The organism is Microbacterium paraoxydans (assembly GCF_018224615.1).
In the GTDB taxonomy this organism is placed as follows: Bacteria; Actinomycetota; Actinomycetes; order Actinomycetales; family Microbacteriaceae; genus Microbacterium; species Microbacterium paraoxydans_B.
This window is the reverse complement of record NZ_JAGTUK010000002.1, coordinates 800,613-826,838: the sequence shown is the minus strand read 5'-3', so window position 1 is coordinate 826,838 and position 26,226 is coordinate 800,613. Positions and strand designations below refer to the sequence as shown.

The following is a 26,226-nucleotide window of genomic DNA, read 5'->3' as shown; positions in this document are numbered from 1 at the left end:
TCAGGCCGTGGGGATGACGATGACCGGGTCGGTGGTGGGCTGCCCTGTAGGCGAGCCGCCCTCCTGCTCGACGGTCACCGCGATCGCATCCCCGGCACGCATCTCGCCCTCCAGCAGCGCGGTCGCCGCGCCGTCTTCCGGGTCGAATACCCCAGCCGCGATCGGCTCCTCGCCGCGCACGAACCACAGCTCGTAGGTCTTGCCGGCGTCGGTCTCGGGCAGCCCGTCGGTCACCAGCACGGCCTTGCCCACCGAACCCGACCAGTGCGCGGTGGCCGTGGCCCCGCCGTCGAGCTCGACCGTGGCCTGCTGCGCATCGCCCGCCGCCTCGATCTCCTGCAGCGCCACGACACTGGCGGGACGCGTCAGCTGCGCGTTGAGGGCGACCGCGCCGACGCCCACGCCGACCAGCAGCGCCAGGCACGCGGCGAGCGCGAACGCGAGACGGGTCCAGCGGCGCGGCGCCCGGGTCTCCGGCACCCCGGGCGCCTCCGGCGCGGACGGGGCCGCGGCCTCGGCCTCGGGCGATTGGTGCACCCCGGCGTCGCGGTCGTCGCCGCCGCCCTGAGGCGTGTGGGCGATCTGAGCCAGCAGCGCGGCGCGGATACCGGGAGACGGGGCGACCGGGGTCACACCCTCGCCGAGCAGCGCCGCGCTGTCCGCCTCGATGTCGGCCACGGCCGCCCACTCCGGGTGCTCCGCAAGCGCCCGGCGGTACCGCTTCTCGTCGTCGGTCGACAGCGCGTGGAGTGCGGCACCCGCCGCGAGCTCCGCGAAGTCCTTCTCGTTCATGCCGTCACCCCCATCGCCGTGCGCAGACGGGTCAGCCCGTCTCTCATCCGTGTCTTGATCGTCCCCAGCGGCGCCCCCACGAGCGCCGAGATCTCGCTCTGACTGTAACCGCCGTAGTAAGCGAGGACGAGCGCCTCCCGCTGCGCCTCAGGAAGCCCTGACAGCGCCGCGACGACCCGCTCTCCCTCGATGCCCAGCTCCACTCGTTCCGCGACACTGTCGTGCGCGACCCCGAGGTCTTTGAAGCCGGCTCGCACATCGCGGTCGGCGCTCGACTGCGATGCCCGCACCCGGTCGACGGCCCGTCGATGAGCGATCGTCATCACCCATGTTCGTCCCTGTCCCCTGTTCGGAGCGAAGCGCGAAGCGGATTGCCAGATCTCCAGGAAGACCTCCTGGAGCACTTCCTCGCTCTGCGCGCGGTTCACCAGCACCCGGAGGATGAGACCGAAGACCCGCGGGGACAGGGCGTCGTACAGCTCGGCGAAGGCAGCCTGATCACCGGACGCGACGCGGACGAGGAGGTCGGCGACGGCATCCTGCGGCGCTGCCCCGTCCTCCGGGACGTCCATCCCGTCGATGACCATCTCCATAAGCATGCCGTATCTCCTCCCCGTTCCCGCGCAGACGTCACCCGAATGTGAAGGAATAGACCTCGACGCCGGCCGGAACCTCGAGCGTGAGCGTGCCCTTCTCGATGTCGTCCTGCTCGACCAGCCCGTACGAGCGAGGCGTCCCGTCGACCCGGATGGTCTGCTCCGTGCCGTCCTGGTCTCGGACCACGACGTCACCCGACCCGGCCACGACCATCCGCACCTCGGCCGCGCGGTACTCGAGCGCGATGCGTCCGTCGTCCCCGGTCGGAGTCACGTACTGCGTCTCGACCGTCCAGTCGCCGTCCAGCGCGAAGCTGTCGTCCGGCTGGTCCTTCGGGAAGGAGAAGCTGCCGTCACCGCGGCGGTACTCGCCGCCCCCGCCGTAGTTCACGTCCTTCGAGGATCCGAGGAACGTCTCCCTCGTGGTGGAGCCGAGCTCCGGCGTCTCATCCTTCACATCGGTCGCGGCCGGCAGCTGCACGTCGGGGTCCGCATCCTGCAGCAGCTCGCGGATCATCGACTCGGTGGCGGCGTAGTTGCCCTCGCCGAACGAGATGTGCCGCACGGTGCCATCCGCGTCGATCAGGTAGTGCGCGGGCCAGTAGCGGTTGCGGTAGTTGGTCCAGGTGGAGAGCGTGTTGTCGAGCGCGACCGGGTAGGCGATGCCGAAGTCGCGCACCCCCGCGGCCACGTTGCCCGGATCCTTCTCGAACGCGTACTCCGGCGAGTGGATGCCGATCACCTGCAGCCCCGCGTCGCGGTACGCCTCGTCCCACGCGACCACGTGGGGGATCGACCGCTGGCAGTTGATGCACGAGTACGCCCAGAAGTCGATCAGCACCACCTTGCCCCGGAGGTCCTTCAGATCGATCCCCTGTCCGTCCGGCGTGTTCAGCCACTGCTGGATGCCCTTGATCGACGGGGCCGTACCGCACGACTCCAGTTCGGTCGCGCCGTTCGTGCACTTGTCGAGATCCTTGTTCTCCTCGTTCACCAGGCCACCGAGGTCGAGCGCGTCCTGCACCTGCTCGGAGTCGGCGATCTGCTCCTGCAGCGGAGCCGTGTAGTCGGGGAGAAGCCGCTGCAGCGCCTGCGGCACGTTGAACACCAGCCCCACGGCGAGCGCGATCATCGCGATACCGGCGGCGATGCGCAGCGCCCGCTCCTTGGTACGGAAGGCGCGGATGCGCTCCACCACGCTGCGCCCCGCGAGCGCGAACACCAGCAACGGCACCGCCACGCCGATCGCGAACGACACCGTCAGGAGCACGGTGCCCACGCCGATCTGGCCGGTCGATCCCGCCACGATGATCGCCGCGAGCACGGGTCCGGCGCACGGCACGAACACCGCACCGAGCGCGAGGCCGACACCGAAGCCGTTGCCGCGGTTCTTCACCTCGCGCTGCCCGAACCGCTGGAACGGCCGCTCCAGGATGTGCTGGAACCGCGGCACGATCAGCCCCACCCCGATCACCACCAGCACCGCGATGCCGACCCAGCGGATGATGTCCTGCGGCAGATTCAGCAGGCCGAGGATCAGCGAGCCCACGAGCGTCACCAGCGTGAAGCTGAGCACGAGCCCCGCGATCACGAAGTAGGGGCGGCTGCGCCGAGCGGGCACCGCCTCCCCGTCGTACGCGGCCGACTGGGCCCCGCCGGTGAGGAAGATCACCGGCAGCACGGGCAGGATGCACGGCGAGATGCCGGTGATGAGCCCGCCGAGCAGGCCGATGATGATCAGGTCCATGAGGTCCTCGCTTCTGTCACGCTCTGTTCGCTCCGCGGCGCGCAACGGATTGGATCGGACGGCCCCACCGGGCGGATTCCAAGAAATCCGAAATTCCTCCCATCCGATCCCGAGACGGTTCCGAACACCGGTCAACGCCACGGAGAGGCCGTGGCCGGAGTTTTCGAAGGAGCTCGACATGTTCAGCACCAAGAAGAAGGTCACCGCAGCAGTCACCCTGGGTCTGGCGAGCGCATTCCTGCTCTCCGCGTGTTCCATGGGCAGCGGCACCACCACGGAGGAGTCGTCGGAGCCGACGGCCCCCGAGACGTCTGAGTCGACGCCGATGGAGATGGACCCCGCCGCGAACCTCGTCGGCCCCGGCTGCGCGGCCTACGCGGAAGAGGTGCCGGACGGTGCCGGTTCCATCCAGGGCATGTCCCAGGACCCGGTCGCGGTCGCCGCCTCCAACAACCCGCTGCTGAAGACGCTGGTGTCCGCCGTGAGCGGCCAGCTCAACCCCGACGTGAACCTCGTCGACACGCTCAACGGTGACGAGTTCACCGTGTTCGCGCCGGTGGACGACGCGTTCGCGAAGATCGACCCCGCGACGATCGAGGCCCTCAAGACCGACAGCGCCACGCTGACGTCGATCCTCACGTACCACGTGGTCCCCGGCCAGATCGAGCCGGCCGACATCGCCGGCACGCACACCACCGTGCAGGGCGCCGACCTCGAGGTGACCGGCAGCGGTGACGAGTGGATGGTCAACGACGCCAACGTCATCTGCGGTGGCGTGCAGACCGCGAACGCGACCGTGTACCTGATCGACTCGGTCCTCATGCCCCCGGCGCAGTAAGCGCGGGGACGTGCCGGGCGACCCGACCGGCACACGGCCTTCTCTGATCGGGGAGGAGTCAGGGAAGGTGAAAGGGCCGTCGGCGAGCTGTGCGCCGGCGGCCCTTCGTCGTGCGCTCTAGACTGGGGGGACGGGCCTCTAGCTCAGTTGGCAGAGCATCGGACTTTTAATCCGCGGGTCGTGGGTTCGAGCCCCACGGGGCCCACCGCATCCTCTGTGCTGTCGCGACCCCGCTCCCCTGTATCACCGCGGTCGCGCCCTGGCCACCCCCTCCCCTCGATCCGCCGGACGCGAGAGGGTCGAGGCACGCCCGGATCCGGGCGACTCCCCCAGCGAAAGGACAGACGATGACTCTCAGCGGAAACCGCGTGGCGTTCCTGGCGACCGACGGCTTCGAGGACAGCGAGCTGACCAGCCCGTGGGAGGCCGTGACCGCGGAGGGCGCGAGCGCGACCATGATCGCCCCCGACGGTGCCGCCATCACCGGCAAGAACGGCCACGAGCAGGCGGTCGACCTGACCGCGAAGGACGCCTCGGCCGACCAGTTCGACGCGCTCGTCCTCCCGGGCGGCGTCGTGAACGCGGATCACCTGCGTATGGACGAGGCGTCGATCGCCCTGGCCCGCTCGTTCTTCGAGCAGCACAAGCCGGTGGGCGTGATCTGTCACGGCGCGTGGATCCTGATCGAGGCGGGCGTCGTCGACGGTCGCACACTCACGAGCTACCCCAGCCTGAAGACCGATCTGCGCAACGCGGGCGCGAGCTGGGTGGACGAGGAGGTCGTGGTCGACGAGGGCCTGGTCTCCAGCCGCACCCCCGACGACCTTCCCGCCTTCAACGCCAAACTGGTCGAGGAGATCGGCGAGGGCAAGCACGCGGGTCAGACCGCCTGACCCTCATCCCACGCGCGCCCGATGGCGCCGCACGGCCGCCCGGTTCGCGCACCTCACGGAGCAGAACCGCTGGCGGCCGTTGCGCGTCACATCGGCGACCACGTTCCGGCAGGGGGCGGCCTCGCAGCGGCCGAGTCGCGTCATCCCCCGCGTGACCAGGTGCAGGGCCGTGCCGAGGTTGATGATGGCGCGCAGCACGAACGGCAGCGAGCGCACGTCGTCGCGGTAGTGCAGATGCCAGCCCTCGCCGTCGTGGTCCACCAGGCGCGGGTAGGCGCCGGCCGCCGCGAGCTGCGCATTCAGCAGGACTGCACGGGCATCGGGGTCGGGTTCGTCGACGATCGTGAGCCAGTCATCGATGACCGCCCGCACCGCGGCATGGTCACCGTCTGCGGGCGGGAACGTCTGGGTCATGCCCAGTTCGAGAGTGCGCGCCTCGATGCCCTCGCGATCGGCCGGCCAGTCGTTCGCGAGCGACGCGGCGAGCAGCACGGCGTACTCGCCGTAAGGGTTGAGATGCATAAGACCATTACATCACGCTGGTCGCATGACCACCTCCGACACCCTTCCCGTTCCTCTCGCCGCCGCCCTCGACCGCCACGAGCACGCGTGGCTCGCGGAGTCACGGCACACCACGAGCGAGGGCGTCGTGCTCTACGTGCGCTGCATCGGCTGCGGCACCCGTCGGGTCGACGTCGCCCCGCATCCGCACCTCCCGCCCCGGGCGCTGAGCCGGCCGATCGGGGTCACATCCGCCGACGCGATCGCCCCGTGACCCCGCTGGCCGCGTGAAGCGCCGCGTTCGCGCGCCTCAGGCCGTGAGTTTGATCAGCTTCTGCGTGGTGCGGAGGTTGCGGGCGGTCCCGGCGACCCCGAGAGCGCGGTTGAGCACGTTCGTGGTCAGCTTCGTGGAGTGCACGCCACCCTCGGCGTAGTCGATCCAGAGGTCGTGCCCCACCAGAGCGATGCGCTCGCCCGGCACCAGACGCTCCTCGAGCGCCGCAACCGCCCCCGGCGCCGGCGGCCCCTCCAGGAACATCGCGTGCACGTACTTCGCCTCCCCGTCGGGAAAGGGCTGCACGGCCTCCGAGGCCACGAGCTCCGCGTGCGTGCGGTGGATCACGGGCGTGTCGACCCCGAACTCCTCGGCGATCAGGCGGCGCACGGCCGCGCGGGCACGGTCGGGGTCCTCCGGCGTCGCGCACAGGATGTTGCCGCTCGCGATGTAGGTCGAGACCCCGTCGAGCTCGGTCCGCTCCGCCAGCACCTCGCGCAGACGCGCCATGGGCACGCTGTTGCGCCCGCTCACGTTCACCGCGCGCAGCAGCAGCACGCTCCGGCTCACGCGTCGCCGCTCTCGACCAGCTCGGCGCCCGCGTGTGCGAGCTCGGCCAGCGCAGCCGCGCTCGGGGCGGCAGCGACCCCGGCGATCAGATCGGTGAGGACGCGGACCCGCACGCCGTGGGCGATGGCGTCCAGCGCGGAGGCGCGCACGCAGTGGTCCGTGGCGATGCCGACCACGTCGGCCGACACGACACCGGCGGCCGTGAGCACCGCGCCCGCCGTGTCGCCGTCGTCGGTCACGCCCTCGAACAGCGAGTACGCGGGCACGCCTTGCCCCTTGCGCACGTGATGGGTGACCGCGGTCGTGTCGAGCAGGGGGTCGTACTCGGCGCCGTCCGTGCCGGCGACGCAGTGGGCCGGCCACGAGTCGACGAAGTCGGGAGACGCGGAGAAGTGGCCACCGTTGTCACCACTCGCGTCATGCCAATCCCGGGAGGCGATGATGACGTCGTAGTCGTCCGCGTGGGCGGAGAGGTAGACGGACACGGCCGCGGCGACCTCATCTCCCCCGTCGACCGCGAGCGCGCCGCCCTCGGTGAAGTCGTTCTGGACGTCGACGATGAGGAGTGCTCTGCTCATGAGTCGAGAGTACGCCCGCCCGGGCGCGGGCTCGTGGCTGCACTTGACCTTGTCACCGTGACAAGGTGTGCAATAGACAGCGGAGGTACTCATGACCGAACAACATCCCCGCACCCCCGCCTCGCGCCTGCGCGCGGCGCTGGAGTCGACCGCGTCCTCGACGCGACTGCGGGCCGCGCTCACGGCGGGCACGAGCCCACAGCCCGACTACGTCGACGTGCTCGTCGAGCGGAGCGCCGTCGAGCCGGACTTCTTCGTGCGCGACATGCTCACCTGGGCCCTCACCCGGCACGACCCCGTCTCCGCCGTCGACCGGCTTCTCCCGGAGCTGCGGTCGCCCGTGGCGCAGGCGCGGAGTCAGGCGCTGCACACGCTGTCGAAGATCGGCGACCGTCGCGCATGGCCTTCGCTGTCGTCCGAGCTGCTGCGCGACGACGACCCGGAGGTCGCACGGGCGGCGTGGCGCGCCGCCGCGGGGCTCGTGCCGGACGGCGAGCGGGAGGCGCTCGCGCGGGAACTGGCGAGCCAGTTCGGGCGCGGCGACAGAGAGCTGCAGCGCAGCCTCAGTCGCGCGTTCGCGATGCTCGACGACGCCGGAGCCGCGGTCGTCGCGGAGTACACGCACCACGCGGACCCCGCCGTCCGCGCGCACGCCATCGCCACCGCACGCCTGATCGACGACCCCGACGACGACTTCGCCGCCGCGGTCGAGGAGGCGCAGCGGATCGTCGCCCTTCAGGCGTCCCCCACCCCGGTGGAGGACTGACGGGTGCTGATCGGCGAGGTGGCGGCCCGCTCGGGCATCAGCGCGCGGATGCTGCGGCACTACGACCGCATCGGGTTGCTGTCACCGAGCGAGCGCACGACGGGCGGGTACCGCGACTACTCCGAGGCGGACCTGCGCCGGCTGTTCCACATCGAGAACCTGCGCTCGCTCGGCCTCCCGCTCGCGGACATCCCGGCGGCCCTCGAAGACGACACCCGTGCCGCGACGGAGACGATCGAGCGGATGCTGCGGCGCACGCGCGAGCGCATCGCGGTGCTCACCGAGCTCGCCGATCGATTGGAACGGGTGCGGTCGGGTGAGCCGTCGGACTGGTCGGACGCGCTGCGGATGGTCGAGCTCCTGCGGGGGCTGGACGCGCCGGATCCCTCGGCACGGCTGACGCTCGCCCTCACCGGCGACGCCGACCGCGCCCCCGCGACCGTGCTCGTCGAGGCGCTGCTGCGTGAGGATGACGTCAACGCCGCGGGCGGCCTGCTGTGGGCCGTTGCGCGTGCCGGAGACGAGGCAATCCCGGCTCTGGCGAGCGCCCTGCAGGACGCAGCGCCGGAGCGTCGGCATCGTGCGATCGGCGCTCTCGAGAAGCTGGACACCCCGGAGGCGCGGGCTGTTCTCGCCGCGCAGACCGACCATCGCGACCCGGAGATCGCATCGAGGGCCGCCCGTGCGCGTGGGCGGGGAGGGGATGCCGGCGCCGTCCCGCGGCTCGTCGCCGATGTGGCGGACGGCGTCGACGACATCACCGCCGCCGACCTGCTGGAGCGACTCGCGGCAGACCCGAAGGTCGCGCGCGTCGTCGCCGCGCAGGTGCAGCGCGCCGCGGAAGGCGCCTCCGTCGCTGGGCGTCGCCGTCTCGCTGCGGCTCTGGCCGGAGTGCCCGGCCGGCGGGCGGATGAGGTGCTGAGCCTTTTGGCGCAGGACGCAGACCGCGGCGTGGCCCTCACCGCGTCCGCGCTGCGGGCACGACGCGGGTAGGGCGCGAGGTCACGCCGGGGAGACCCCGCGATCACGCGAACACCAGGCCCGGTGCTTCCCCGGTATGTGCAGCCCGGAGATGCACTGCCCCGGGAATGAAGCCTCGAGAATGCAGAAGCCCGGAAATGCAGGAAACCCCCGGGATCTCGAGGATCTCGGGGGTTTCACTGAGCCGCTTGTCAGAATCGAACTGACGACCTTTTCATTACGAGTGAAATGCTCTGCCGACTGAGCTAAAGCGGCGTGCGACGCGTGAGCGGCGCGATCACCGATATTACCCTGTCTCGCGCTCGCTCGCGAATCGAGGCCGCCGTCACTCGCAGCGCAGGCCGTCCTGCGGCACGACGTCGTCGATCAGGAACGCCTCCACCGCCTGGTCGACGCAGGTGTTGCCCTTGTTGTAGCCGGTGTGTCCCTCGCCCACGCGAGTGATCAGCACACCCTCCTCCAGCTGGTTCGCGAGCGACTCCGACCACTCGTACGGCGTGGCCGGGTCGTTGGTGGTGCCGACGACCACGATCGGTCCCGCGCCCTCCGCGGTGATCTCGCCCCGCGTCCCGGTGGGCGGGAAGGGCCACACCTCGCAGGGGTCGGGTCCGGTCCAGTACGGCGCGATCGTGGGTGCTCCCTCTGCGATCTTCGCGTTGGTCGCCGCCTCGGCCGCCGGGTCGTCCTCAACCGGATAATCCATGCAGTTGTAAGCGCGGAACGCCTCGCTGGAGTTGTCGATGTAGGTGCCGTTCTCCCGGCCGTTGTAGAAGTCGGCGAGCAGGAACGCGGTCGTGGGGTCGCCCTGCAGCGCCTCCTCGAGCGCCTGGGTCAGGTAGTCCCAGCTGTCCTGCGAGTACAGCGCTGCGATGATCGCCGTCATGAGCGCGTCGGCCCCCATCTCGCGTCCATCACCGTTCTTGAGGGGCGTGCGGTCGGCGCTGGCCAACAGCGCACCGAGGTCGGTCATCGCCTCGTCGACCGAGCCGCTGAAGGGGCAGCTGCCCGAATCCAGACAGTTCTGCATGTAGGCGCGCAGGGCCGACTCGAAGCCGAGAGCCTGGGTCGCACCCACCTCGAGCCCTGGCACGGAGGGATCGATCGCACCGTCGAGCACCAGGCGCCCGGCTTTCTCCGGGTAGAGCTTCGCGTAGGTCGCGCCGAGGAAGGTGCCGTAGGAGTAGCCGAGGTAGTTGAGCTGCTTGTCGCCCAGCACCGCGCGGATGAGGTCCATGTCGCGGGCGGCGTTGACCGTGGTGATGTATGGCAGGATGCCCTCGCTGTTGGCATCGCACGCCTCGCTGAACGCCCGGTGTCCGTCGAGCAGCTCCTGCTCCCACTCGGCCGTCCCCCGCGGAGCCTTCGGGATGCCGTAGAGGTAGTCGTCCATCTCCGCGTCGTCGTAGCAGGTGACGGCCGTCGAGTCGCCCACACCGCGGGGGTCGAACCCGATCACGTCGAAGTTCTCGACCAGGGCCGGGCCCACCGCGTACCCGAGGCTGCTGAGCACGAGGTCGACGCCGCTCGACCCGGGGCCGCCCGGGTTGGTGAGCAGCGAGCCGACCGCGGTGCCTTCCGAGCGGTGCCGCACGACCGAGAGCTGGATCTCGCCGGAACCCGGGTTCTCCCAGTCGAGCGGAGCCGTGACCTCGGTGCAGTCGAAGCCCGTGCCGCAGTCGGTCCATTCCAGCTTCTGCGAGTAGTACGGCAGCAGGTCGGCCGCGACGCCCTCGGTGTCGGCTTCCTTCTGGTCGGTCGGACGCGTCGACTGCTCGGGGATCATCGCGTACAGACAGCCGGAGAGGGCGACCGAGACGGCGGCCAGGCCGGCGATCAGCGCGGTCGCACGGCGCAGGCGGGACAGGGGGTGAGTGTTCACGGTTTCCTCCCGCTCGTGACGGTCACGAGCAAGCTCTCCAGGGCGAGCAGCGGAGCGACGTTGCGCTCCAGCGACTGCCGGGTCTCGGCAAGGTGGTCGAGCACGACCAGCGTTCGGGCGACGGGCCAGGCGGCCGCGAGGTCTGCGAGTTCCGTGCGCAGTTCGCGGTTGATGAGGTCGTCGCCGCGTCCGTACTGGAGCATGATGACGTCGCGGAACAGCGACTGCATGTCGGTGAGCACACGGTCGATGCCGTCGCGCAGACTCCGGGTTGCGCGCTTCTTCTGCTCGTCCTCCAGCGCGGACACCTGCGGGCGCAGTGCGGGCGGCACTGCCTGACCCTCCGCCACGCCCACCGTGCGCAGCAGCGCGGCCCGCTCGCTCGCGTCGCGTTCCGCCGTGAGTGCCTTGGCGTCCTCCGTCGCGGCCTGGATGATGCGCCCGGCGACCTCGACCGCGTCGTTCACGCCACGCACTCCGATCACGGCCCGCAGGGTCTCCTCGCGTCGGCGCCGCGCGGCGTCATCCGTGGCGAGCCGCTGAGCCATCCCGATGTGCCGCTGGGCATGACGCGCCGCCTGCTCCGCAACCGCTTCGTCGGCGCCGGTGCGCAGGCTGATGAGCCGCGCCACATCGGCCACGTCGGGTTCGCGCAGCCGCAATGACCGCACCCGCGAACGGATGGTCGGGAGCAGGTCGGCCTCGCTCGGCGCGCACAGGATCCACACCGTCTGCTCGGGCGGCTCCTCGAGCGCCTTCAGCAGCACGTTCGAGGTGCGCTCGACCATGCGGTCGGCATCCTCGACGACGATGACCCGGTAGCGCCCCGCGGAAGGAGCGAAGTAGGAACGCTCGACCAGGGCTCGCGCCTCCGCGATCGTGATGATGACCTTGTCGGTGCGTAGCGCGGTGACATCCGGGTGCGTGCCGGCCAACACCTGACGCATCGTGGCTTCGTCGTCGGGTCCGTCGGCGATGAGCGCCGCGGCGAAGGCGTACGCCAGTGTCGAACGCCCCGAGCCCGGAGGTCCGGTGATTAGCCACGCGTGGGAGAGCGCCGCGGGATCCGAGACGGCGGCGCGCAGCGTGTCGACCGCGGCATCTTGACCCCAGACGTCCGCCCAGGGGAACGGCGGCGCGAGAGTGGGGGGCATGTCCTCAGCCTAATCGGGACCGCCGACGCCGCGGGGACCTCTCGCGTCATCCGTGGTCGCGACGTCGAGCCCCGAGAATGTGGAGGATCAGTCGAACAGTGCGCCGACGCGACGCCGGATCGGCTCCGCGATCTCCTCCGGTGCCCGTGCGGCATCGAGCACGAGGAACCGCTCCGGCTCGGCCGCGGCCAGCGCCAGGTAGGCCTCGCGCACGCGCGAGTGGAACTCCGCCTTCTCGGCCTCCAGACGGTCGAAGGGCTTGTCGGCGGAATCGAGCCGTGTGCGCGCTTCCGCGGGATCGAGGTCGAGCAGTACCGTCAGGTCGGGGAGCGCGCCCTCCGCCGCCCACAGCGACAGGTCGCGGACCTCGACCGGGTCGAGCACCCGTCCGGCGCCCTGGTAGGCCACGGACGAGTCGAGGTAGCGGTCCTGGAGCACGACGTCACCGCGGGCGAGCGCCGGCCGCACCACCGTGGCGACATGGTGCGCCCGGTCGGCGGCGTACAACAGTGCCTCGGCGCGGGGCGCGATGTCGCCGCGGTGGTGGAGCACGATCTCCCGGATCAGTGTGCCCACCTCGGATCCGCCCGGCTCCCTGGTGCGCACGACCGTGTGCCCGCTCTGCTCCAGCCAGTCCGCGAGCAGATCAGCCTGCGTGGTCTTGCCCGAGCCGTCTCCGCCCTCGAGTGTGATCCAGGCCCCACGGCCCGCGGTCACGAGCCCGCCTTCTCCGCCGCCTTCGCCGCGGCGTTCGCCGCACGCGTCGCCGCGGCCTTCTTCGCCGCAGCCGACCGTGCCGCGGACGCCGCTGTCGTCGACTTCGCGGTGGCCTTCTTCGCGGTCGCCTTCTTCGCGGTGGTCTTCGCGGTGGCCTTCTTCGCGGTGGTCTTCGCGGCAGCGGTGCCGGCCTTCTTCGCCGGAGCCTTCTTCGCTCCCGCGCGCGCACCACGCTTGGGCGCCGGCCCCTTGGCGCGCTTGTCGGCGAGCATCTGCGTGGCAATCTCGAACGTGATGTCTTCGGGCTTCTGCCCGCGCGGGATCGTGACGTTCGTTTCACCATCGGTCACATACGGACCGAAGCGCCCGTCGCGCACCCGGATCGGCTTGCCGCTCACTGGGTCGGCGTCGAACTCGGCGAGCGCGCTCGAAGCCCGCCGGCCAGCGCCGTACTTCGGCTGCGCGTAGATCTCGAGTGCCTGCTCCAGCGTCACGTCGAAGATCTGCGACTCGCTGTCGAGCGACCGCGAGTCCGTGCCTTTTTTCAGGTACGGACCGAACCGGCCGTTCTGGGCCGTGATCTCATCGCCGGACTCCGGATCGACGCCGACCACTCGCGGCAGGCTCAGCAGCTTGAGCGCCGTGTCGAGGTCGAGCGTGTCGACCGACATCGAACGGAACAGAGATGCCGTGCGCGGCTTGGGCGCCGCCTCCTTCTTCGCGCCGCGCTTGGGCTTCGGCGTCTCGACCACTTCACCCGTCGCCTCGTCGACCGCGGCGTCCTCCGAGACCGGGTCGTTCTCCTGCACGTACGGCCCGAAGCGCCCGTCCTTGACGACGATGATCTTGCCGTTCTCCGGGTTCTCCCCCAGCACGCGGTCTCCCGCGACCGGGGCGTCGATGAGCTCCTGCGCCTTCTCCGCGGTCAGCTCGTCGGGCGCGAGGTCCTCCGGCACGTTCACGATGCGGGGCTTCGCGTCCGGGTTCTCCGGATCCGCGACCTCGAGGTAGGGGCCGTACTTGCCGAAGCGCAGGGTCGCGGTGTCGGTGATGCGAGTGGAGTTCAGCGCCCGCGCGTCGATCTCACCGAGGTTGTCGACGACCTGCCGCAGCCCCACGTGCGACTCGGAGCCGAAGTAGAACGACTTCAACCACTCGACGCGGTTCTGCTCACCCCTGGCGATGGTGTCGAGATCGTCCTCCAGGGCGGCCGTGAAGTCGTAGTCGACCAGCTCGGCGAAGTGCTCCTCGAGCAAGCGCACGACGCTGAACGCCAGCCACGTGGGTACGAGCGCCTGCCCGCGCTTGACCGCGTAGCCGCGGTCGAGGATGGTCTCGGGGATCGTGGCGAAGGTCGACGGGCGGCCGATGCCCTTCTCCTCCAGCACCTTCACGAGCGATGCCTCGGTGTACCGGGGCTTGGGGGTGGTGCGGTGTCCCTTGGCCTCGGCCTTCGAGACGCTCAGCTCGTCGCCCACGGCGACGGCTGGGAGCGACTGGTTCTCGGCGGCGTCCGCATCGCTGCGCTTCTCGTCGCGGCCCTCCTCGTACGCCTCCAGGAAGCCCTTGAAGGTGTACACGGTTCCGGAAGCGGTGAACTCGGCGGTCTGCCCATCGGCGTCCACCGCGATCGTCACGGTCGTGGTCTCGTACTTCGCGTCGGCCATCTGGCTCGCGACCGTGCGCTTCCAGATCAGGTCGTAGAGCCGCTGCTCCTCCCGGTCGAGCTCGGAGGAGAGCGACGCTGGCGTACGGAAGTTCTCGCCGGAGGGACGGATGGCCTCGTGAGCCTCCTGCGCATTCTTGCTCTTCGACTTGTAGACGCGCGGCTTGAGCGGCACTGCACTGTCGCCGTAGAGGGCCACCGCCTGGCTCCGCGCCGCCTGCACCGCCTGGGTGCTCAGCGCCGTGGAGTCGGTACGCATATAGGTGATGTACCCCTTCTCGTACAGGCGCTGCGCGACGCTCATGGCCTGCTTGGCGCTCATCGAGAGCTTGCGGCCCGCCTCCTGCTGCATGGTGGAGGTCGTGAAGGGGGCATACGGGCTGCGCGTGCCCGGCTTCGCCTCGACCTTGGTGACCGTTCCCGCCCCCGCGATCTCGACGGCCTTGGCCAGTGCTGCGGCGCGCGCCTCGTCGAGCACGACCACGGCCTTCTTGAGTGCGCCGGTGTCGTCGAAGTCGGAGCCGCGGGCGAGCTGTCCCCCGTCGACGCGCACGAGACGGATGCGGAAGGACGTGCCGGTCGCCGCGGCATCCGCATCGACGTCCCAGTACTCGGCGGACACGAACGCCATGCGCTCGCGCTCGCGGTCGACGATCAGGCGGGTCGCCGCGGACTGCACACGCCCGGCGGAGATCCCGGTCTTGACCTTGTACCAGAGCACCGGCGACACGTCCCACCCGTACAGGCGGTCGAGGATGCGTCGCGTCTCCTGCGCGTCGACGAGGGCGTGATCCAGCTCACGCGTGTTCCCGACGGCCGCCTGGATCGCGTCCTTCGTGATCTCGTGGAAGACCATCCGTTTCACGGGCACCTTGGGCTTGAGCGTCTCGAGCAGGTGCCAGGCGATCGCCTCACCTTCGCGGTCTTCATCAGTGGCGAGCAGAAGCTCGTCGGCGCTCTTGAGCGCGCGCTTGAGCTCAGCGACGGTCTTGGTCTTGCGGTCGGAGACGACGTAGTACGGGTCGAAGCCGTTGTCGATGTCGATCGAGTACTTCCCGTACGCCTTCTTGTCCTCGGCGGGGATGTCCTTCTTGTCGGCGAGGTCGCGGATGTGGCCGACGGAGCTGAGCACCTCGTACCCGTCGCCGAGGTATCCCTGAATAGACCGCATCTTCGTCGGGGACTCGACGATGACGAGCTTCTTGCCTTCAGCCAAGGGTGCGTCCTTTCTTCGAAGCACACCATACACACCGCTGTGCGGGGTCCTTCACAGCGAGCGAGGGGTAGCGCGGCCGTCACGGTTCCTCGGGTTGCCCGGCACGGGCGCGGGAGACGGCTGCGAGTCCAGCGTACGCCGCCGACACCGTCACGGTCGCCACGTCCCCCGCCAGCGAACACCGCACCAGCCGTGCCCCGCCGGCCTGGGCCACGTGCGCGGCGAGGGCACAGGGCGTCTGAGAAGTCGGCACGGCACCGCTGCGGGCGTCGGCCGCGGCGAGCGCGGCGGCGTCAGCGGCGGCCGCGGTCCGCTGCGTGGTGACGGCGGCCCCGCCGACGGCGACGAGCCCGACCGCGAGCGTTGCACCGACGACGAGCACGCCGGCGGCGAGCACCGTGCCTGCCATCAGCGGCCCCCGTTCAGCGCACAGCTCGAGGCGCGAAGCGGGATGTGTACGAACACACCGACGGTCAGGTCGAGCGTCGCGCGCGCACACACCAGATCGTCTGCGGCGGCGAACGACACTCGGGCTCCGGGAACGGCCGACGACACGATGCCCGCCGCCATGCCTTCCGCGTCGCCACGACCGACCAGTCGGGCGGCGTCGGCCGTCGCATCCTGCAGAGCGACCTGTTGCGCCGCGGCAGCGAGCACCCCGGCTCCGACAAGGAGAACGAGCACGACAGCCGGGAGGGCGAGCGCCAGTTCCGCCGCCACCGCGCCGCGCTCGCCCAACCGCCTGCTCATGAGACCGTGAGAGCGCGACGCACGAGCCCGGTGAGGATGCCGCGCACCTCATCCGAACGCATGATCACGACGAGGAGACCGGCGAAGGCGACGGCCGCCATGGTCGTGATCGCGTACTCGGCTGTCGCGGCTCCGGTCTCGTCACCGAACAGGGCGGCAGCGCGACGGCGGTCGAGTCTGGGGATGGTGTTCATTCTTCTCTCTTCCTCTTTCTTCCTTCGGGGATCGTCGTTCGTCGGAGGCTCCGAGAACTCACAGCGGGAGCGACGTGGTGGTCAGCACGCTGAGCATCAGTGGAGCGACACCGAGCAGCAGGAACGCCGGCAGGGTGCACACGCCGAGGGGAACGAGCAGTCGTGTCGAGAGCGCCGCCGCCCGAAGCCGCCCCTGCACGCGCGCGGCGTGCCGGTCCTGGGCGGCGGAGGCACGCAGCAGTTCCACCGCGGGCACGCCAGCGGATCGCGACAGGTCGAGTACCCGGCGCACGCTCTCCTCCCCTCCCTGGTCGACCACTTCCGTGTCGGTCACGAGCCGGAGCGCCCGGTCGATCGGGGCTCCCCCGCGCAGAGCGACAGCGACGAGCTCGGCACGGATGCCCGGCGTGCCGGGAGCGGGCTGGGCACGACGCAGCAATCGCGTCGTCCACACCCGGGCGGCGGCGACGAGCAGCAGCCCGGCGAGCGCGCACACCGCGCCCGCGGGAGTCCCGAACACCACGCCGATCGTGTCGAAGCCGAGCGCGAGGCCGAGGAGCAGCCCGGCGAGCGGCATCCAGAGCAGGAGTCGCGCCGTCCCCGCCGGCTCGGCCAGAGCGATGCGGACATCGTCTGCGGCCGACGCCGCGTCGCGCACCGACTCGGCGATCGTGCGGAGGACCTCGGCGAGCGGGGCACCGACCACGGTGGCGATCTCCCAGGCCGCCGCCAGCTCGGTCCAGCGTCCGCCCTGTGCGTGGATCGCGGTGACGAGCGAGGCGCCGCCGTTCACCCTCGCCAGGATCGCGGCCGCCGGCGGATCTCCCGTCTCCGCGAGATGACGCCACGCGGCGAGAGGCGCAGCGCCCGCCTGGAGCAGCACGGCCAACGTCTGCACGGAGTGCGCAAGATCGACCTCGCGCGGAGGCTCCGCCCCACGCCGCCACGTCACCACGGCTCGACCTCCTCGATGCCCAGCCGCTCTCCACTCATCACGAGTCGTCCCACGTGGGCGATGCGACGTGTTCCGTCGGCTTCCCTGTGCAGATGCAGCACGACGGTGAACGCGCTCACGGCCTGTCGAGCGAGGGCCACCGCGTCCATCCCCGCAAGCGCGCCGAGAGCCTCCAGCCGCGCGGGCACATCCGCCAGGCCGCTCGCGTGCATGGTCCCCGCACCACCGTCGTGCCCCGTGTTGAGGGCCGTCAACAGCTCCCGCACCTCCTCGCCGCGGCACTCCCCCACCACCAGCCGATCAGGGCGCATGCGCAACGACTCGCGCACGAGCCGCGCCAGCCCGATGCCGCCCGCACCCTCCAGGTTCGCCTGACGCACCTCCAAGGCGACGTGGTGCGGGTGTCGCGGCCGCAACTCCGCGACGTCCTCGATCGTGACGATGCGCTCCCCGGGTGGCACGCACGACAGCAGTGCGGAGAGCAGCGTGGTCTTGCCCGTCCCGGTGCCGCCCGTGATGAGGATGTTCGCCCGCTCGGCAACCAGCCGTTCGAGCCGGGCGCGCTGCGTCGCCTCGATCGTGCCGAGTGCGCCGAGGGCATCGAGGTCGGCCGCATGCACGCGCGGGATCCTGATGGACAGTGCGGTTCCGCCGGTGGCGACGGGCGCCAGGACGGCGTGCACCCTCACACCGGCGCCGAGCCGGACGTCGACGCACGGCGCTTGATCGTCGAGGTGCCTGCCGCCCAGGGCGACGAGAGCGACGGCGAGGTCCCGGACCTCGCGCTCGGTCGCCCGCCACGACGGCACGGCCTGCGCTCCCTGCCCCCGATCGACGAACAAGCCGTCTGATCCGTTGACGAACACGTCGGTCACCGCGTCGTCCACATAGGGCGCGAGCGGCGCGAAAGCGGACTCGGCCAGGAGCGACGCATGCGGGGAGCCCACAGCGGGGTCTCCGTCCGTGTCGGCGTCCCTGGATCGGATCACGAATCGTTCAGGCATGCGGCGAGGCTAGGCGCAGCACCCGTCCCGAAAGCGCCCGCCCACCCCACGGCAAACGACGGGTGTGTACAAGGCACCAGCGCGACCGGCCGTGCAGAGTCCGGAAGGAGATGGGCGGTCGCGGCGCGAGTTCGGGGAGCGCTCCCAAAGAGATGGGCGGCATCTCACGGGGGGAATGAGATGCCGCCCACGGCGCCGCGCGATCGGGGGAATCGGGCGCGCCAAGGCCGGAATGAGATTTCGGCTGTCGTCGAGTGTACGCAAGGCGACCGTCCTGACAAAACCAGCCCCAGTACCGACTTTCGGCAGTACTCGACGGGGAAGAGCGCCGATAGATTCGCCCTGACCTGGTCGCCCCCTTCCCCCTGCGACCACGCCTGCATGACCCGTATGCCGCAAAGGAGCGCCTGCCGATGAGCAGTCAGATCGACCACCTTCTCGACGAGACCCGGAGATTCCCGCCATCGGAGGAGTTCGCGGCGCAGTCCGTCGCCTCGCCCGAGCTGTACGAGCGTGCCGCGGCCGACCGCGAGGGCTTCTGGGCCGAGCAGTCGCGCGACCTCCTCCACTGGCACACGCCGTTCACGCAGGTACTGGACTGGAGCAACCCTCCCTTCGCGAAGTGGTTCGATGACGGCGAGCTCAACGTCGCGTACAACTGCCTCGACCGACACGTCGAAGCCGGAAACGGCGACCGTGTCGCCCTGCACTGGGAGGGCGAGCCGGGCGACAGCCGCCGCATCACGTACGCCGAGCTGACCGAGGAGGTCAAGCGCGTCGCCAACGTGCTGGAAGAGCTCGGCGTCGGGCAGGGCGACCGCGTCGCCATCTACCTGCCGATGATCCCCGAGGCCATCGCATCGATGCTCGCGGTCGCACGCGTCGGCGCCATCCACTCCGTCGTCTTCGGCGGCTTCAGCGCGGACAGCCTCCGTTCACGCATCGACGACGCCGGCGCGAAGCTCGTCATCACGGCCGACGGCGGCTACCGCAAGGGTCGCGTCTCCGCCCTCAAGCCCGCAGTGGACCAGGCCCTCGCCGACCGCGGCGACGGCGAGCAGCAGACCGTCGAGCACGTCCTCGTGGTCCGCCGCGGCGAGAACGAGGTGGAGTGGACGGAGGGACGCGACATCTGGTGGCACGACGTGGTGCCGTCCGCATCCGCGGAGCACACCGCGCACGCCTTCCCCGCGGAGAACCCGCTCTTCATCCTCTACACCTCCGGCACGACCGGGAAGCCGAAGGGCATCCTGCACACGTCCGGCGGCTACCTCACGCAGGCCGCCTACTCGCACAAGTACGTGTTCGACCTCAAGCCCGAGACCGACGTCTACTGGTGCACCGCCGACATCGGCTGGATCACCGGCCACAGCTACGTCGCGTACGGCCCGCTCGCCAACGGCGCCACGCAGGTGCTGTACGAAGGCACACCCGACACGCCGCATCCCGGCCGCTGGTGGGAGATCATCGAGAAGTACAAGGTCTCCATCTTCTATACGGCCCCCACTGCGATCCGTTCGTTCATGAAGATCGGCCGCAGCGTTCCGCAGAAGTTCGACCTCTCGTCGCTGCGCGTGCTCGGTTCGGTGGGCGAGCCCATCAACCCCGAGGCGTGGATGTGGTACCGCGAGGTCATCGGCGCCGGCACGGCCCCGATCGTCGACACGTGGTGGCAGACCGAGACGGGCGCCATCATGGTGTCCGCACTCCCCGGCGTGACGGCGACGAAGCCCGGGTCGGCGCAGGTGCCCCTGCCCGGCATCTCGCTCGACGTGGTGGACGAGCAGGGCGTCGAGGTCGGCAACGGCAACGGCGGCCTGCTGGTGATCACCGAACCGTGGCCGAGCATGCTGCGGGGCATCTGGGGCGACCCCGAGCGCTTCCGCGAGACCTATTGGGAGAAGTTCGAGAAGCAGGGCTACTACTTCGCAGGTGACGGCGCGCGGCTCGACGAGGACGGCGACCTGTGGCTGCTCGGGCGCGTCGACGACGTCATGAACGTGTCGGGGCATCGGCTCTCGACGGCGGAGATCGAGTCATCGCTCGTCGCGCACGAGGCCACGGCGGAGGCAGCGGTCGTCGGCGCGTCCGACGAGACGACGGGCCAGGCGGTGGTGGCGTTCGTCATCATCAAGGAGAGCTACCTCGCCGCACACGACCCGGCCGGACTCGCCCAGCAGCTCCGGCTCTGGGTGGGAGAGCAGATCGGCGCCATCGCCCGCCCTCGCGACGTCTACATCGTGGGCGAGCTGCCGAAGACGCGCTCGGGCAAGATCATGCGGCGCCTGCTGCGCGACGTGGCCGAGGGCCGGGAGGTCGGCGACACCACCACGCTGGCCGACACCGCGGTCATGAGCATCATCTCGGCGCAGGTCAAGTAGGCCGCAGAACGACGAACGCCCCCTCCGGCCGGAGGGGGCGTTCGCGCGTACGGATCAGGCGAGGCGGAACGTGACCTCGACCTCGACCGGGCTGCCGAGCGGGAGCTCTGCGACACCCACGGCGGCACGCGCGTGGCGTCCCTCGTCGCCGAAGATCTCACCCAGCACCTCGCTCGCGCCGTTGATGACGCCTGGCTGCCCCGTGAAGCCCTCCGCCGAACCGACGAAACCGCCCACGCGGACCACGCCGGCGATCCGGTCGACACCGCCGGCGACATCGGCGGCAGCGGCGAGTGCGTTGAGGGCGCACGTCCGCGCGAACGCCTTCGCGTCTTCGGCGGAGACCTCGGCGCCGACCTTGCCGACCGCGGGAAGGTCGCCATCGACGAACGGAAGCTGCCCCGAGGTGTAGACCAGTCCGCCGTGGACGACGGCGGGGACGTATGCGGCGACGGGCGCAGCGACCGCGGGAAGCTCGATGCCGAGCTCGGCGAGGCGGGTGGAGACGCTCATGCCTGGCCCCCCTCGAACTGGCGTGCGGCCTCTGCAGCGGCGGCCAGGCCCGCGTTCGCCGACCCGTCGGTGGTCACCGGTCGCTTGAAGTACGCCACGAGACCTCCTTCCGGGCCCTGCACCACCTGCACGAGCTCCCAGCCCTGCTTGCCCCAGTTGTTGAGGATCGCGGCGGTGTTGTGGATCAGCAGCGGCGTGGTCAGATACTCCCACGTGGTCATGGCTCTCCTGTCGATCGGGGCACGAACAGGCCGGCCGGGCCGTGCTCGTCAGAGGGTGTATTCAGGGAACTCCCCTACGATCAAGCGTATGCCCCACAAGAATCGCACGGTGAAGGGCGTGCTCGGCGGTCTCGTCGGGCTCGTCGGACTGAGCGCCGTCGCCGGTCTGCTGGTCACCGCCAGCGTCACTCCCGTCCTCGCGATGACGGGAGTCGCCGGAACCACGGCGCTCACCCTCTTCGACAAGCTCCCGGAGAACCTCAGCCCCGGCACCCCGATGGAGCAGTCGACGATCTACGCCACGCAGCCGGACGGCACGCCCGTCGCGCTCGCCTCGTTCTACGAGCAGAACCGCGTCCCCGTCACGTACGAGCAGATCAGCCCGGTGCTCTACGACGCGATCCTCTCGAGCGAGGACAAGAGCTTCTACAGCCACGGCGGTGTGAACCTCGGCGCCACCATGAAGGCACTGATCGACAACGTCCGCGGCACCTCGAGCCGCGGCGCGTCGACCATCAGCCAGCAGTTCGTGAAGAACGTGCTGATCCAGCAGTGCGAGCAGGACGTCGACACCACGTCCGACACGTACTCGGAAGAGCTGCAGCAGTGCTGGCTGGACGCGACCAACGCGGTCGGCAGCAAGGGCATCGAGCGCAAGCTGCAGGAGATGCGCTACGCGATCCAGATCGAGAAGGACTTCTCGAAGAACGATATCCTGCTGGGCTACCTCAACATCGCGAACTTCGGCGGCACGGTCTACGGCATCGAAGCCGCGGCCCGGTACTACTTCTCCACCACCGCGATGAACCTGACGGTGGCGCAGGCCGCCACCCTCGCCGGCATCGTGCAGAACCCGAACACCTACCGGATCGACAAGCCGGTGGAGGGCACCTACACGGACGACGCCGGGGTGGGACACAACAACGCCGCCGATGGCTACGCCGACACCCTCAAGCGCCGGGACTACGTGCTCTACCGCATGCTCGACGACGGCAAGATCACCCAGGCGCAGTACGACGAGGCGAAGGCCTCTCCGATCGTCCCGGCCATCAACCCGCCGACGCAGGGCTGTGCGGCTGCCGGCACGAACGCGTACTTCTGCCAGTACGTGCGCTCGATCGTCCTGAACGACGAGGCCTTCGGCGCGACACCGCAGGAGCGACGCGACCTGCTGCGCCGCGGTGGCCTGAAGATCTTCACGTCGCTGGACTACCGCATCCAGAACCCGGCAGCGCAGGAGATGGCCGACATCGTTCCCGCCAACTACGACGGCAAGCACTTCGGCGCGGCTGGCGTGTCGATCGAGGTGGGCACCGGCCGCATCCTCTCGATGACGCAGAACACGGTGTTCACCGAGACCCCGACCACCGACCCCGCCTACACCTCGCTCGTGTTCGCGGGCGACCGGAAGCACGGCGACTCGAACGGCTTCCAGGTCGGCTCGACGTACAAGCTGTTCACGCTGATCGATTGGCTGGAGAAGGGCCACTCGGTGCGCGAGGTGCTGAACGGGCGCGTGCAGACGAACATGAAGTTCACGGCTGCGGCGTGCGGCGGCGGCACCATGACCGCGAACACCAAGGAGATCGGCAACTTCGGCGGCGGCGGCGGCTCGACCGACACGGTCCTGAACTTCACGAAGAACTCGCTCAACAGCGGGTACTTCGCGATGGCCTCGAAGCTCGATCTCTGCGACATCAACAAGGTGGCCGACCGTCTCGGCGTCACGCTCGCCAACGGCGGCAAGACGACCGACGAGAACGTGCCCTACGACGTGCTCGGGGCGAAGAACATCTCGCCCATCGCGATGGCGAACGCCTACGCGACCGTCGCCAGCGGCGGCACGTACTGCACGCCGCGCGCGATCGACCGCGTGATCGGCCCGGACGGCAAGGACCGTGAGCTGCCCGCCTCGTCCTGCACGCCCGGAGTGATCTCCCCTGAGGTCGCGGCGACCGCCGCGTACGCGCTGCAGACCGTCATGGGCGGCGGCGGCACCGGTGCGCGCGCGAACCCGGGCGACGGCACCCCCCTGATCGGCAAGACCGGAACCCACAACACGTGGTCGACCATGATGATCGAGTCGAGCACCAAGGTCGCCACGGCCGTGTGGGCGGGGCGCTGGCAGGGCCAGGAGAACATCTACCGGCAGCGGTACGGCGGTTGGAACCTCAACGACATGCGATACCCGCTCGCCCGCGCGGCCCAGGCCGCCGCGAACGAGGCGTACGGCGGGGACCGCTTCCCGCAGCCGGACAACAACCTGATCCGCCAGGAGCTCAAGGCGGTTCCGAGCGTCGTCGGCATGGCCCAGGATCAGGCCCGCTCGACGCTGGAGAACGCGGGCTTCCAGGTGGCGATCGGCGGAGAGGTCGACAGCGACCTCGCGGCGGGTCTCGTCGCCGCGCAGGATCCCACGGGTGAAGCGGCGACCGGCGCCACCATCACGCTCTCGATCAGCAACGGCCGTGGCGCCGTGGTCCCGTCGAACATCGTCGGGATGTCGAGGGACCAGGCGGACGCCGCCCTCAAGGCGGCCAGGGTGGCGTCGTACGAGTTCGACAACTCGTGCAACCCGCCAGGATCCACGGTCGCCGTGACCAATCCGGCACCGGGCAGCCCGGTCAACAGCAGCACCACCGTGGTCGTGACGTGCCAGTAGGTTCGTCTCGCACGGCCCATCCGGCCCTCATCGCGCTCGGCGCGGTGGGGGCTGTGGGTGCCGCGGCCGCGGTGTGGGGTGTCGGCATCGAGCGGTACCTGTTCACGGTGCGAGACGTGTCGACCGCGGCGTTCGCCCCGGGTACGCCTCCGCTGCGGATTCTGCACCTCTCCGATGCGCATATGGCCCCGTGGCAGCACCGCAAGCAGGATTGGCTGGCGTCCCTGGCGCAGCTGCGCCCCGACCTGGTCGTGAACACGGGCGACAATCTGGGACACGAACGCGGCCTGGAGGGCATCCGCCGCGCGTTCGCGCCGTTCGCGGGCATCCCCGGGGTCTTCGTGCACGGCTCGAACGATGTGAACGGGCCGGCGCCTCGCAATCCGATGCGTTACTTCTCCGGGCCGTCCCGGCGCCATCGGGAGCCGAGCGTGCTCGATACGGCGTCGATGGATCGCTTCTTCACGGACGAGCTCGGCTGGACCGACCTCAACAATCGTGCCGCGCGACTGACCGTGCGGGGCGCCGACGTCGACCTGTTCGGCGTGGACGATGCCCACCGTGATTGGGACCGACTCGACGAGCTCCCCGCGGCCATCGAGGCGCTCGGACCGCGCGAGCCGGGAACCGCCGTGCTGGGCGTGACGCACGCTCCGTACCAGCGCGTGCTGAACCGTTTCGTCGACCTCGGCGCGGAGGCGATCCTCGGCGGCCATACGCACGGCGGTCAGGTCTGCCTGCCCGGTTACGGCGCGCTCGTGGCGAACTGCGACATCCCGTTGAAGCAGGCGAAGGGGCTCAGCACGTGGTCGCACGGCGGCCGCGGCGTGCCGCTGAACGTGAGCGCCGGGTGCGGGCACTCGATCTATGCGCCCGTGCGCTTCGCGTGCCGCCCGGAGGCGACACTGCTGACGCTGATCCCCCGCGTGTGATCCGCGGCTCGATTGGGCGCTGAGCGGATTTCCCTGTAGACTCGGAGGGTTGCAAAACGGGGTGTGGCGCAGCTTGGTAGCGCGCTTCGTTCGGGACGAAGAGGTCGCAGGTTCAAATCCTGTCACCCCGACCAGTGACACCGGAAGGCCGCCCCCACGGGCGGCCTTCTCTGTCTCGGAGAGTGTGCGAAAGGGGACCGCATGGGGACGCTCCTCCCACCCCCGCGCCGCGTCACGCGCGTGTGGGCACTCGTCCTCGGCGTTCCCTTCCTCCTCGGCCTCGCGCTCCTCACGCTGACCCCGTCGCGGATCGAGCACTCGGTTCCGAACCTGCTCGACGTGATCGTGTCGCTCACCCACCGGCTCGGCTGGACGGCCGTGACGGTCACCCGGCTCGAGGTGCTGTCGAACATCGCCGTCTTCGTCCCGCTCGGCATCCTCGCTTTCCTCCTCCTCCCCCGCCGCGTGTGGCCGCTGTCGCTGATGATCGGTCCGGTTGCGTCCCTCGCGATCGAAACGGCACAGCGCATCGCGCTGCCCCACCGTGACGCGACCATGAACGACGTGTGGGCCAACTCGACCGGCGCGACGCTGGGCGTGGCCCTGGCCATCCTGTGCACGCTGCTCGCCGCCCCACGCTCTTCACGGCTGCGACCTCCTAGGCTGGAGGCATCATGACCTCGCCCGCACTCGTCGCCTTCGACCTCGATGACACGCTCGCCCCGTCCAAGGGCCCGATCGACCAGCGGATCGCCGGCCTGCTGCGCGAACTGCTGCGCAGCGTCGACGTCGCCATCATCTCCGGCGGCAACGAGTCGCAGTTCCGCACCCAGGTGATCGCGCAGCTCGCCGATGCCGACGCGGCCACACTCGCCCGCCTGCACCTGCTGCCCACCTGCGGTACCCGCTACCTGCGCCACGACGGCACCGACTTCACGGCCGTGTACGCGCACGACCTGAGCGACGACGAGAAGGCGTCCGCGCTCACCGCCCTCCGCGACGAGGCACAGCGGCTCGGGCTGTGGGAGGCCGAGCCCTGGGGCGACATCCTGGAGGACCGCGGGTCGCAGATCACGTTCTCCGCGCTCGGGCAGCGCGCTCCGCGCGAGGCGAAGCACGCCTGGGATCCGTCCGGCGCCAAGCGCGCGGCCCTGCGCGATGCGGTCGCCGCCAGGCTCCCCGGCCTCGAGGTGCGCTCGGGCGGATCGACCTCGATCGACATCACGCGTGCCGGGATCGACAAGGCGTTCGGCATGCGGCAGCTTTCGGACCGCACCGGCATCTCCCTCGACGCCATGCTGTTCTACGGCGATCGGCTCGACGAGGGGGGGAACGACTACCCCGTCCTCGCCCTCGGGGTGCCGTCGATCGCCGTGGAAGGCTGGGAGGACACCGCGGCCCGGCTGGAGGCACTGCTCCCCACGCTCGCGACACGCGTCTGAGGCG

At 70.2% G+C, this 26,226-nt stretch carries 27 protein-coding genes and 3 tRNA genes; 12 read left to right on the top strand and 18 right to left on the bottom strand.

All coding sequences use genetic code 11. The annotated features are described in order from the left end of the window. Genes KE274_RS09735 through KE274_RS09725 form a run of 3 tightly spaced genes read right to left on the bottom strand, consistent with a single transcriptional unit; the run spans position 1 to position 3,135 of the window. Positions 1-792 carry an anti-sigma factor gene (locus tag KE274_RS09735; protein WP_211543172.1) on the bottom strand — a complete coding sequence of 264 codons (792 nt, stop codon included), beginning with the start codon at positions 790-792 and terminating at the stop codon, positions 1-3. Further along, positions 789-1,391, bottom strand: a complete 603-nt coding sequence (sigK, locus tag KE274_RS09730) for an ECF RNA polymerase sigma factor SigK (RefSeq protein WP_211543170.1) — start codon at positions 1,389-1,391, stop codon at positions 789-791. Before sigK ends, KE274_RS09735 begins: the two co-directional genes overlap by 4 nt. Positions 1,392-1,422: 31 nt before the next feature. Beyond that, positions 1,423-3,135 carry a cytochrome c biogenesis protein DipZ gene (locus KE274_RS09725; protein ID WP_211543168.1) on the bottom strand — a complete coding sequence of 571 codons (1,713 nt, stop codon included), beginning with the start codon at positions 3,133-3,135 and terminating at the stop codon, positions 1,423-1,425. Between the two features lie 178 nt (positions 3,136-3,313). On the opposite strand from KE274_RS09725, the gene KE274_RS09720 reads away from it, so the two are divergent. From KE274_RS09720 to KE274_RS09710, 3 genes are all read left to right on the top strand, one after another. Beyond that, entirely contained in the window at positions 3,314-3,973 is a 660-nt protein-coding gene (locus KE274_RS09720; protein WP_211543166.1) for a fasciclin domain-containing protein, read from the top strand. Positions 3,974-4,105: 132 nt separating this feature from the next. Continuing rightward, positions 4,106-4,178: transfer RNA gene (locus KE274_RS09715), tRNA-Lys, on the top strand. Between the two features lie 142 nt (positions 4,179-4,320). Beyond that, positions 4,321-4,866, top strand: coding sequence for a type 1 glutamine amidotransferase domain-containing protein (locus tag KE274_RS09710; protein WP_211543164.1), 546 nt, complete (start codon positions 4,321-4,323; stop codon positions 4,864-4,866). Positions 4,867-4,869: 3 nt separating this feature from the next. Here the strand turns inward: KE274_RS09710 and KE274_RS09705 are convergent, their stop codons facing one another. After that, positions 4,870-5,388, bottom strand: a complete 519-nt coding sequence (locus tag KE274_RS09705; RefSeq protein WP_211543162.1) for a CGNR zinc finger domain-containing protein — start codon at positions 5,386-5,388, stop codon at positions 4,870-4,872. A 25-nt stretch (positions 5,389-5,413) separates the two neighbouring features. On the opposite strand from KE274_RS09705, the gene KE274_RS09700 reads away from it, so the two are divergent. Beyond that, positions 5,414-5,641: a hypothetical protein gene (locus KE274_RS09700; protein WP_211543160.1), complete on the top strand. Its 228-nt coding sequence runs from the start codon at positions 5,414-5,416 to the stop codon at positions 5,639-5,641. 36 nt (positions 5,642-5,677) lie between these two features. On the opposite strand, the gene KE274_RS09695 is transcribed toward KE274_RS09700, so the two are convergent. Together KE274_RS09695 and KE274_RS09690 are read right to left on the bottom strand one after the other, a co-directional pair. Further along, a complete protein-coding gene (locus KE274_RS09695) occupies positions 5,678-6,211 on the bottom strand; it encodes a DUF1697 domain-containing protein (RefSeq protein ID WP_211543158.1) in 534 nt (177 codons plus the stop codon). Then, positions 6,208-6,789, bottom strand: coding sequence for an isochorismatase family protein (locus tag KE274_RS09690; RefSeq protein ID WP_211543156.1), 582 nt, complete (start codon positions 6,787-6,789; stop codon positions 6,208-6,210). The genes KE274_RS09695 and KE274_RS09690 overlap by 4 nt, the downstream gene beginning before the upstream one ends. Positions 6,790-6,880: 91 nt before the next feature. Here KE274_RS09690 and KE274_RS09685 point away from each other — a divergent pair, with 91 nt between their 5' ends. Beyond that, positions 6,881-7,555 carry a HEAT repeat domain-containing protein gene (locus tag KE274_RS09685; protein WP_211543154.1) on the top strand — a complete coding sequence of 225 codons (675 nt, stop codon included), beginning with the start codon at positions 6,881-6,883 and terminating at the stop codon, positions 7,553-7,555. 3 nt (positions 7,556-7,558) lie between these two features. Beyond that, positions 7,559-8,548 carry a MerR family transcriptional regulator gene (locus tag KE274_RS09680; protein WP_307872182.1) on the top strand — a complete coding sequence of 330 codons (990 nt, stop codon included), beginning with the start codon at positions 7,559-7,561 and terminating at the stop codon, positions 8,546-8,548. 170 nt (positions 8,549-8,718) lie between these two features. Here the strand turns inward: KE274_RS09680 and KE274_RS09675 are convergent. The 10 genes from KE274_RS09675 to KE274_RS09630 all read right to left on the bottom strand — a co-directional run bounded on the left by KE274_RS09675 (position 8,719) and on the right by KE274_RS09630 (position 18,071). Next, positions 8,719-8,791, bottom strand: a tRNA-Thr gene (locus KE274_RS09675). A gap of 70 nt (positions 8,792-8,861) precedes the next feature. Continuing rightward, positions 8,862-10,415: an alpha/beta hydrolase gene (locus tag KE274_RS09670; RefSeq protein WP_211543152.1), complete on the bottom strand. Its 1,554-nt coding sequence runs from the start codon at positions 10,413-10,415 to the stop codon at positions 8,862-8,864. After that, positions 10,412-11,569, bottom strand: a complete 1,158-nt coding sequence (locus KE274_RS09665; protein ID WP_211543150.1) for a DNA polymerase III subunit delta' — start codon at positions 11,567-11,569, stop codon at positions 10,412-10,414. Before KE274_RS09665 ends, KE274_RS09670 begins: the two co-directional genes overlap by 4 nt. Before the next feature lie 87 nt (positions 11,570-11,656). Further along, positions 11,657-12,286, bottom strand: coding sequence for a dTMP kinase (gene tmk, locus KE274_RS09660; RefSeq protein WP_211543149.1), 630 nt, complete (start codon positions 12,284-12,286; stop codon positions 11,657-11,659). Beyond that, positions 12,283-15,168: a type I DNA topoisomerase gene (gene topA / locus KE274_RS09655; protein WP_211543147.1), complete on the bottom strand. Its 2,886-nt coding sequence runs from the start codon at positions 15,166-15,168 to the stop codon at positions 12,283-12,285. Before topA ends, tmk begins: the two co-directional genes overlap by 4 nt. A gap of 79 nt (positions 15,169-15,247) precedes the next feature. Continuing rightward, on the bottom strand, positions 15,248-15,577 hold the full coding sequence (locus KE274_RS09650; RefSeq protein WP_211543145.1) for an Rv3654c family TadE-like protein: 330 nt from the start codon (positions 15,575-15,577) through the stop codon (positions 15,248-15,250). Next, complete coding sequence (locus KE274_RS09645; RefSeq protein ID WP_211543143.1) at positions 15,577-15,918, bottom strand: TadE family type IV pilus minor pilin; 342 nt, start codon at positions 15,916-15,918, stop codon at positions 15,577-15,579. Before KE274_RS09645 ends, KE274_RS09650 begins: the two co-directional genes overlap by 1 nt. After that, the gene (locus KE274_RS09640) at positions 15,915-16,112 is read right to left on the bottom strand and encodes a DUF4244 domain-containing protein (RefSeq protein WP_211543141.1); all 198 of its coding nucleotides are present in this window, start codon (positions 16,110-16,112) and stop codon (positions 15,915-15,917) included. Before KE274_RS09640 ends, KE274_RS09645 begins: the two co-directional genes overlap by 4 nt. Before the next feature lie 58 nt (positions 16,113-16,170). After that, positions 16,171-17,067: a type II secretion system F family protein gene (locus tag KE274_RS09635; RefSeq protein WP_211543139.1), complete on the bottom strand. Its 897-nt coding sequence runs from the start codon at positions 17,065-17,067 to the stop codon at positions 16,171-16,173. Continuing rightward, on the bottom strand, positions 17,061-18,071 hold the full coding sequence (locus KE274_RS09630) for a TadA family conjugal transfer-associated ATPase (RefSeq protein ID WP_211543138.1): 1,011 nt from the start codon (positions 18,069-18,071) through the stop codon (positions 17,061-17,063). The genes KE274_RS09635 and KE274_RS09630 overlap by 7 nt, the downstream gene beginning before the upstream one ends. Before the next feature lie 413 nt (positions 18,072-18,484). Between KE274_RS09630 and acs the strand changes: the two genes are divergently transcribed. Beyond that, a complete protein-coding gene (gene acs, locus KE274_RS09625) occupies positions 18,485-20,452 on the top strand; it encodes an acetate--CoA ligase (RefSeq protein ID WP_211543136.1) in 1,968 nt (655 codons plus the stop codon). 54 nt (positions 20,453-20,506) lie between these two features. On the opposite strand, the gene KE274_RS09620 is transcribed toward acs, so the two are convergent. Continuing rightward, positions 20,507-20,965 (bottom strand): RidA family protein, encoded by a 459-nt coding sequence (locus KE274_RS09620; protein ID WP_211543134.1) that lies wholly within the window; start codon positions 20,963-20,965, stop codon positions 20,507-20,509. Continuing rightward, a complete protein-coding gene (locus KE274_RS09615) occupies positions 20,962-21,186 on the bottom strand; it encodes a hypothetical protein (protein ID WP_136032162.1) in 225 nt (74 codons plus the stop codon). The genes KE274_RS09620 and KE274_RS09615 overlap by 4 nt, the downstream gene beginning before the upstream one ends. Before the next feature lie 88 nt (positions 21,187-21,274). On the opposite strand from KE274_RS09615, the gene KE274_RS09610 reads away from it, so the two are divergent. The 5 genes from KE274_RS09610 to KE274_RS09590 all read left to right on the top strand — a co-directional run bounded on the left by KE274_RS09610 (position 21,275) and on the right by KE274_RS09590 (position 26,222). Further along, positions 21,275-23,848 (top strand): transglycosylase domain-containing protein, encoded by a 2,574-nt coding sequence (locus tag KE274_RS09610; protein ID WP_249186154.1) that lies wholly within the window; start codon positions 21,275-21,277, stop codon positions 23,846-23,848. Beyond that, positions 23,839-24,780, top strand: coding sequence for a metallophosphoesterase (locus tag KE274_RS09605; protein ID WP_211543132.1), 942 nt, complete (start codon positions 23,839-23,841; stop codon positions 24,778-24,780). The genes KE274_RS09610 and KE274_RS09605 overlap by 10 nt, the downstream gene beginning before the upstream one ends. Positions 24,781-24,837: 57 nt before the next feature. After that, positions 24,838-24,914 (top strand) — tRNA-Pro (locus KE274_RS09600). 67 nt (positions 24,915-24,981) lie between these two features. Next, complete coding sequence (locus tag KE274_RS09595) at positions 24,982-25,458, top strand: VanZ family protein (protein ID WP_211543130.1); 477 nt, start codon at positions 24,982-24,984, stop codon at positions 25,456-25,458. Beyond that, positions 25,455-26,222 carry an HAD-IIB family hydrolase gene (locus KE274_RS09590; protein WP_211543128.1) on the top strand — a complete coding sequence of 256 codons (768 nt, stop codon included), beginning with the start codon at positions 25,455-25,457 and terminating at the stop codon, positions 26,220-26,222. Before KE274_RS09595 ends, KE274_RS09590 begins: the two co-directional genes overlap by 4 nt. Positions 26,223-26,226 lie beyond the last annotated feature (4 nt).

Excerpts from the sequence above, each read along its gene's own strand:
- KE274_RS09685 (WP_211543154.1), top strand. The coding sequence starts at position 6,881 with ATGACCGAACAACATCCCCGCACCCCCGCCTCGCGCCTGCGCGCGGCG.
- KE274_RS09690 (WP_211543156.1), bottom strand. The coding sequence starts at position 6,789 with ATGAGCAGAGCACTCCTCATCGTCGACGTCCAGAACGACTTCACCGAG.
- KE274_RS09640 (WP_211543141.1), bottom strand. The coding sequence starts at position 16,112 with ATGAACACCATCCCCAGACTCGACCGCCGTCGCGCTGCCGCCCTGTTC.
- KE274_RS09665 (WP_211543150.1), bottom strand. The coding sequence starts at position 11,569 with ATGCCCCCCACTCTCGCGCCGCCGTTCCCCTGGGCGGACGTCTGGGGT.
- KE274_RS09630 (WP_211543138.1), bottom strand. The coding sequence starts at position 18,071 with ATGCCTGAACGATTCGTGATCCGATCCAGGGACGCCGACACGGACGGA.
- KE274_RS09710 (WP_211543164.1), top strand. The coding sequence starts at position 4,321 with ATGACTCTCAGCGGAAACCGCGTGGCGTTCCTGGCGACCGACGGCTTC.
- KE274_RS09645 (WP_211543143.1), bottom strand. The coding sequence starts at position 15,918 with ATGAGCAGGCGGTTGGGCGAGCGCGGCGCGGTGGCGGCGGAACTGGCG.
- KE274_RS09595 (WP_211543130.1), top strand. The coding sequence starts at position 24,982 with ATGGGGACGCTCCTCCCACCCCCGCGCCGCGTCACGCGCGTGTGGGCA.
- KE274_RS09650 (WP_211543145.1), bottom strand. The coding sequence starts at position 15,577 with ATGGCAGGCACGGTGCTCGCCGCCGGCGTGCTCGTCGTCGGTGCAACG.
- sigK (WP_211543170.1), bottom strand. The coding sequence starts at position 1,391 with ATGCTTATGGAGATGGTCATCGACGGGATGGACGTCCCGGAGGACGGG.
- KE274_RS09720 (WP_211543166.1), top strand. The coding sequence starts at position 3,314 with ATGTTCAGCACCAAGAAGAAGGTCACCGCAGCAGTCACCCTGGGTCTG.
- KE274_RS09590 (WP_211543128.1), top strand. The coding sequence starts at position 25,455 with ATGACCTCGCCCGCACTCGTCGCCTTCGACCTCGATGACACGCTCGCC.
- KE274_RS09700 (WP_211543160.1), top strand. The coding sequence starts at position 5,414 with ATGACCACCTCCGACACCCTTCCCGTTCCTCTCGCCGCCGCCCTCGAC.
- KE274_RS09735 (WP_211543172.1), bottom strand. The coding sequence starts at position 792 with ATGAACGAGAAGGACTTCGCGGAGCTCGCGGCGGGTGCCGCACTCCAC.
- KE274_RS09705 (WP_211543162.1), bottom strand. The coding sequence starts at position 5,388 with ATGCATCTCAACCCTTACGGCGAGTACGCCGTGCTGCTCGCCGCGTCG.
- acs (WP_211543136.1), top strand. The coding sequence starts at position 18,485 with ATGAGCAGTCAGATCGACCACCTTCTCGACGAGACCCGGAGATTCCCG.
- KE274_RS09615 (WP_136032162.1), bottom strand. The coding sequence starts at position 21,186 with ATGACCACGTGGGAGTATCTGACCACGCCGCTGCTGATCCACAACACC.
- KE274_RS09725 (WP_211543168.1), bottom strand. The coding sequence starts at position 3,135 with ATGGACCTGATCATCATCGGCCTGCTCGGCGGGCTCATCACCGGCATC.
- KE274_RS09620 (WP_211543134.1), bottom strand. The coding sequence starts at position 20,965 with ATGAGCGTCTCCACCCGCCTCGCCGAGCTCGGCATCGAGCTTCCCGCG.
- KE274_RS09610 (WP_249186154.1), top strand. The coding sequence starts at position 21,275 with ATGCCCCACAAGAATCGCACGGTGAAGGGCGTGCTCGGCGGTCTCGTC.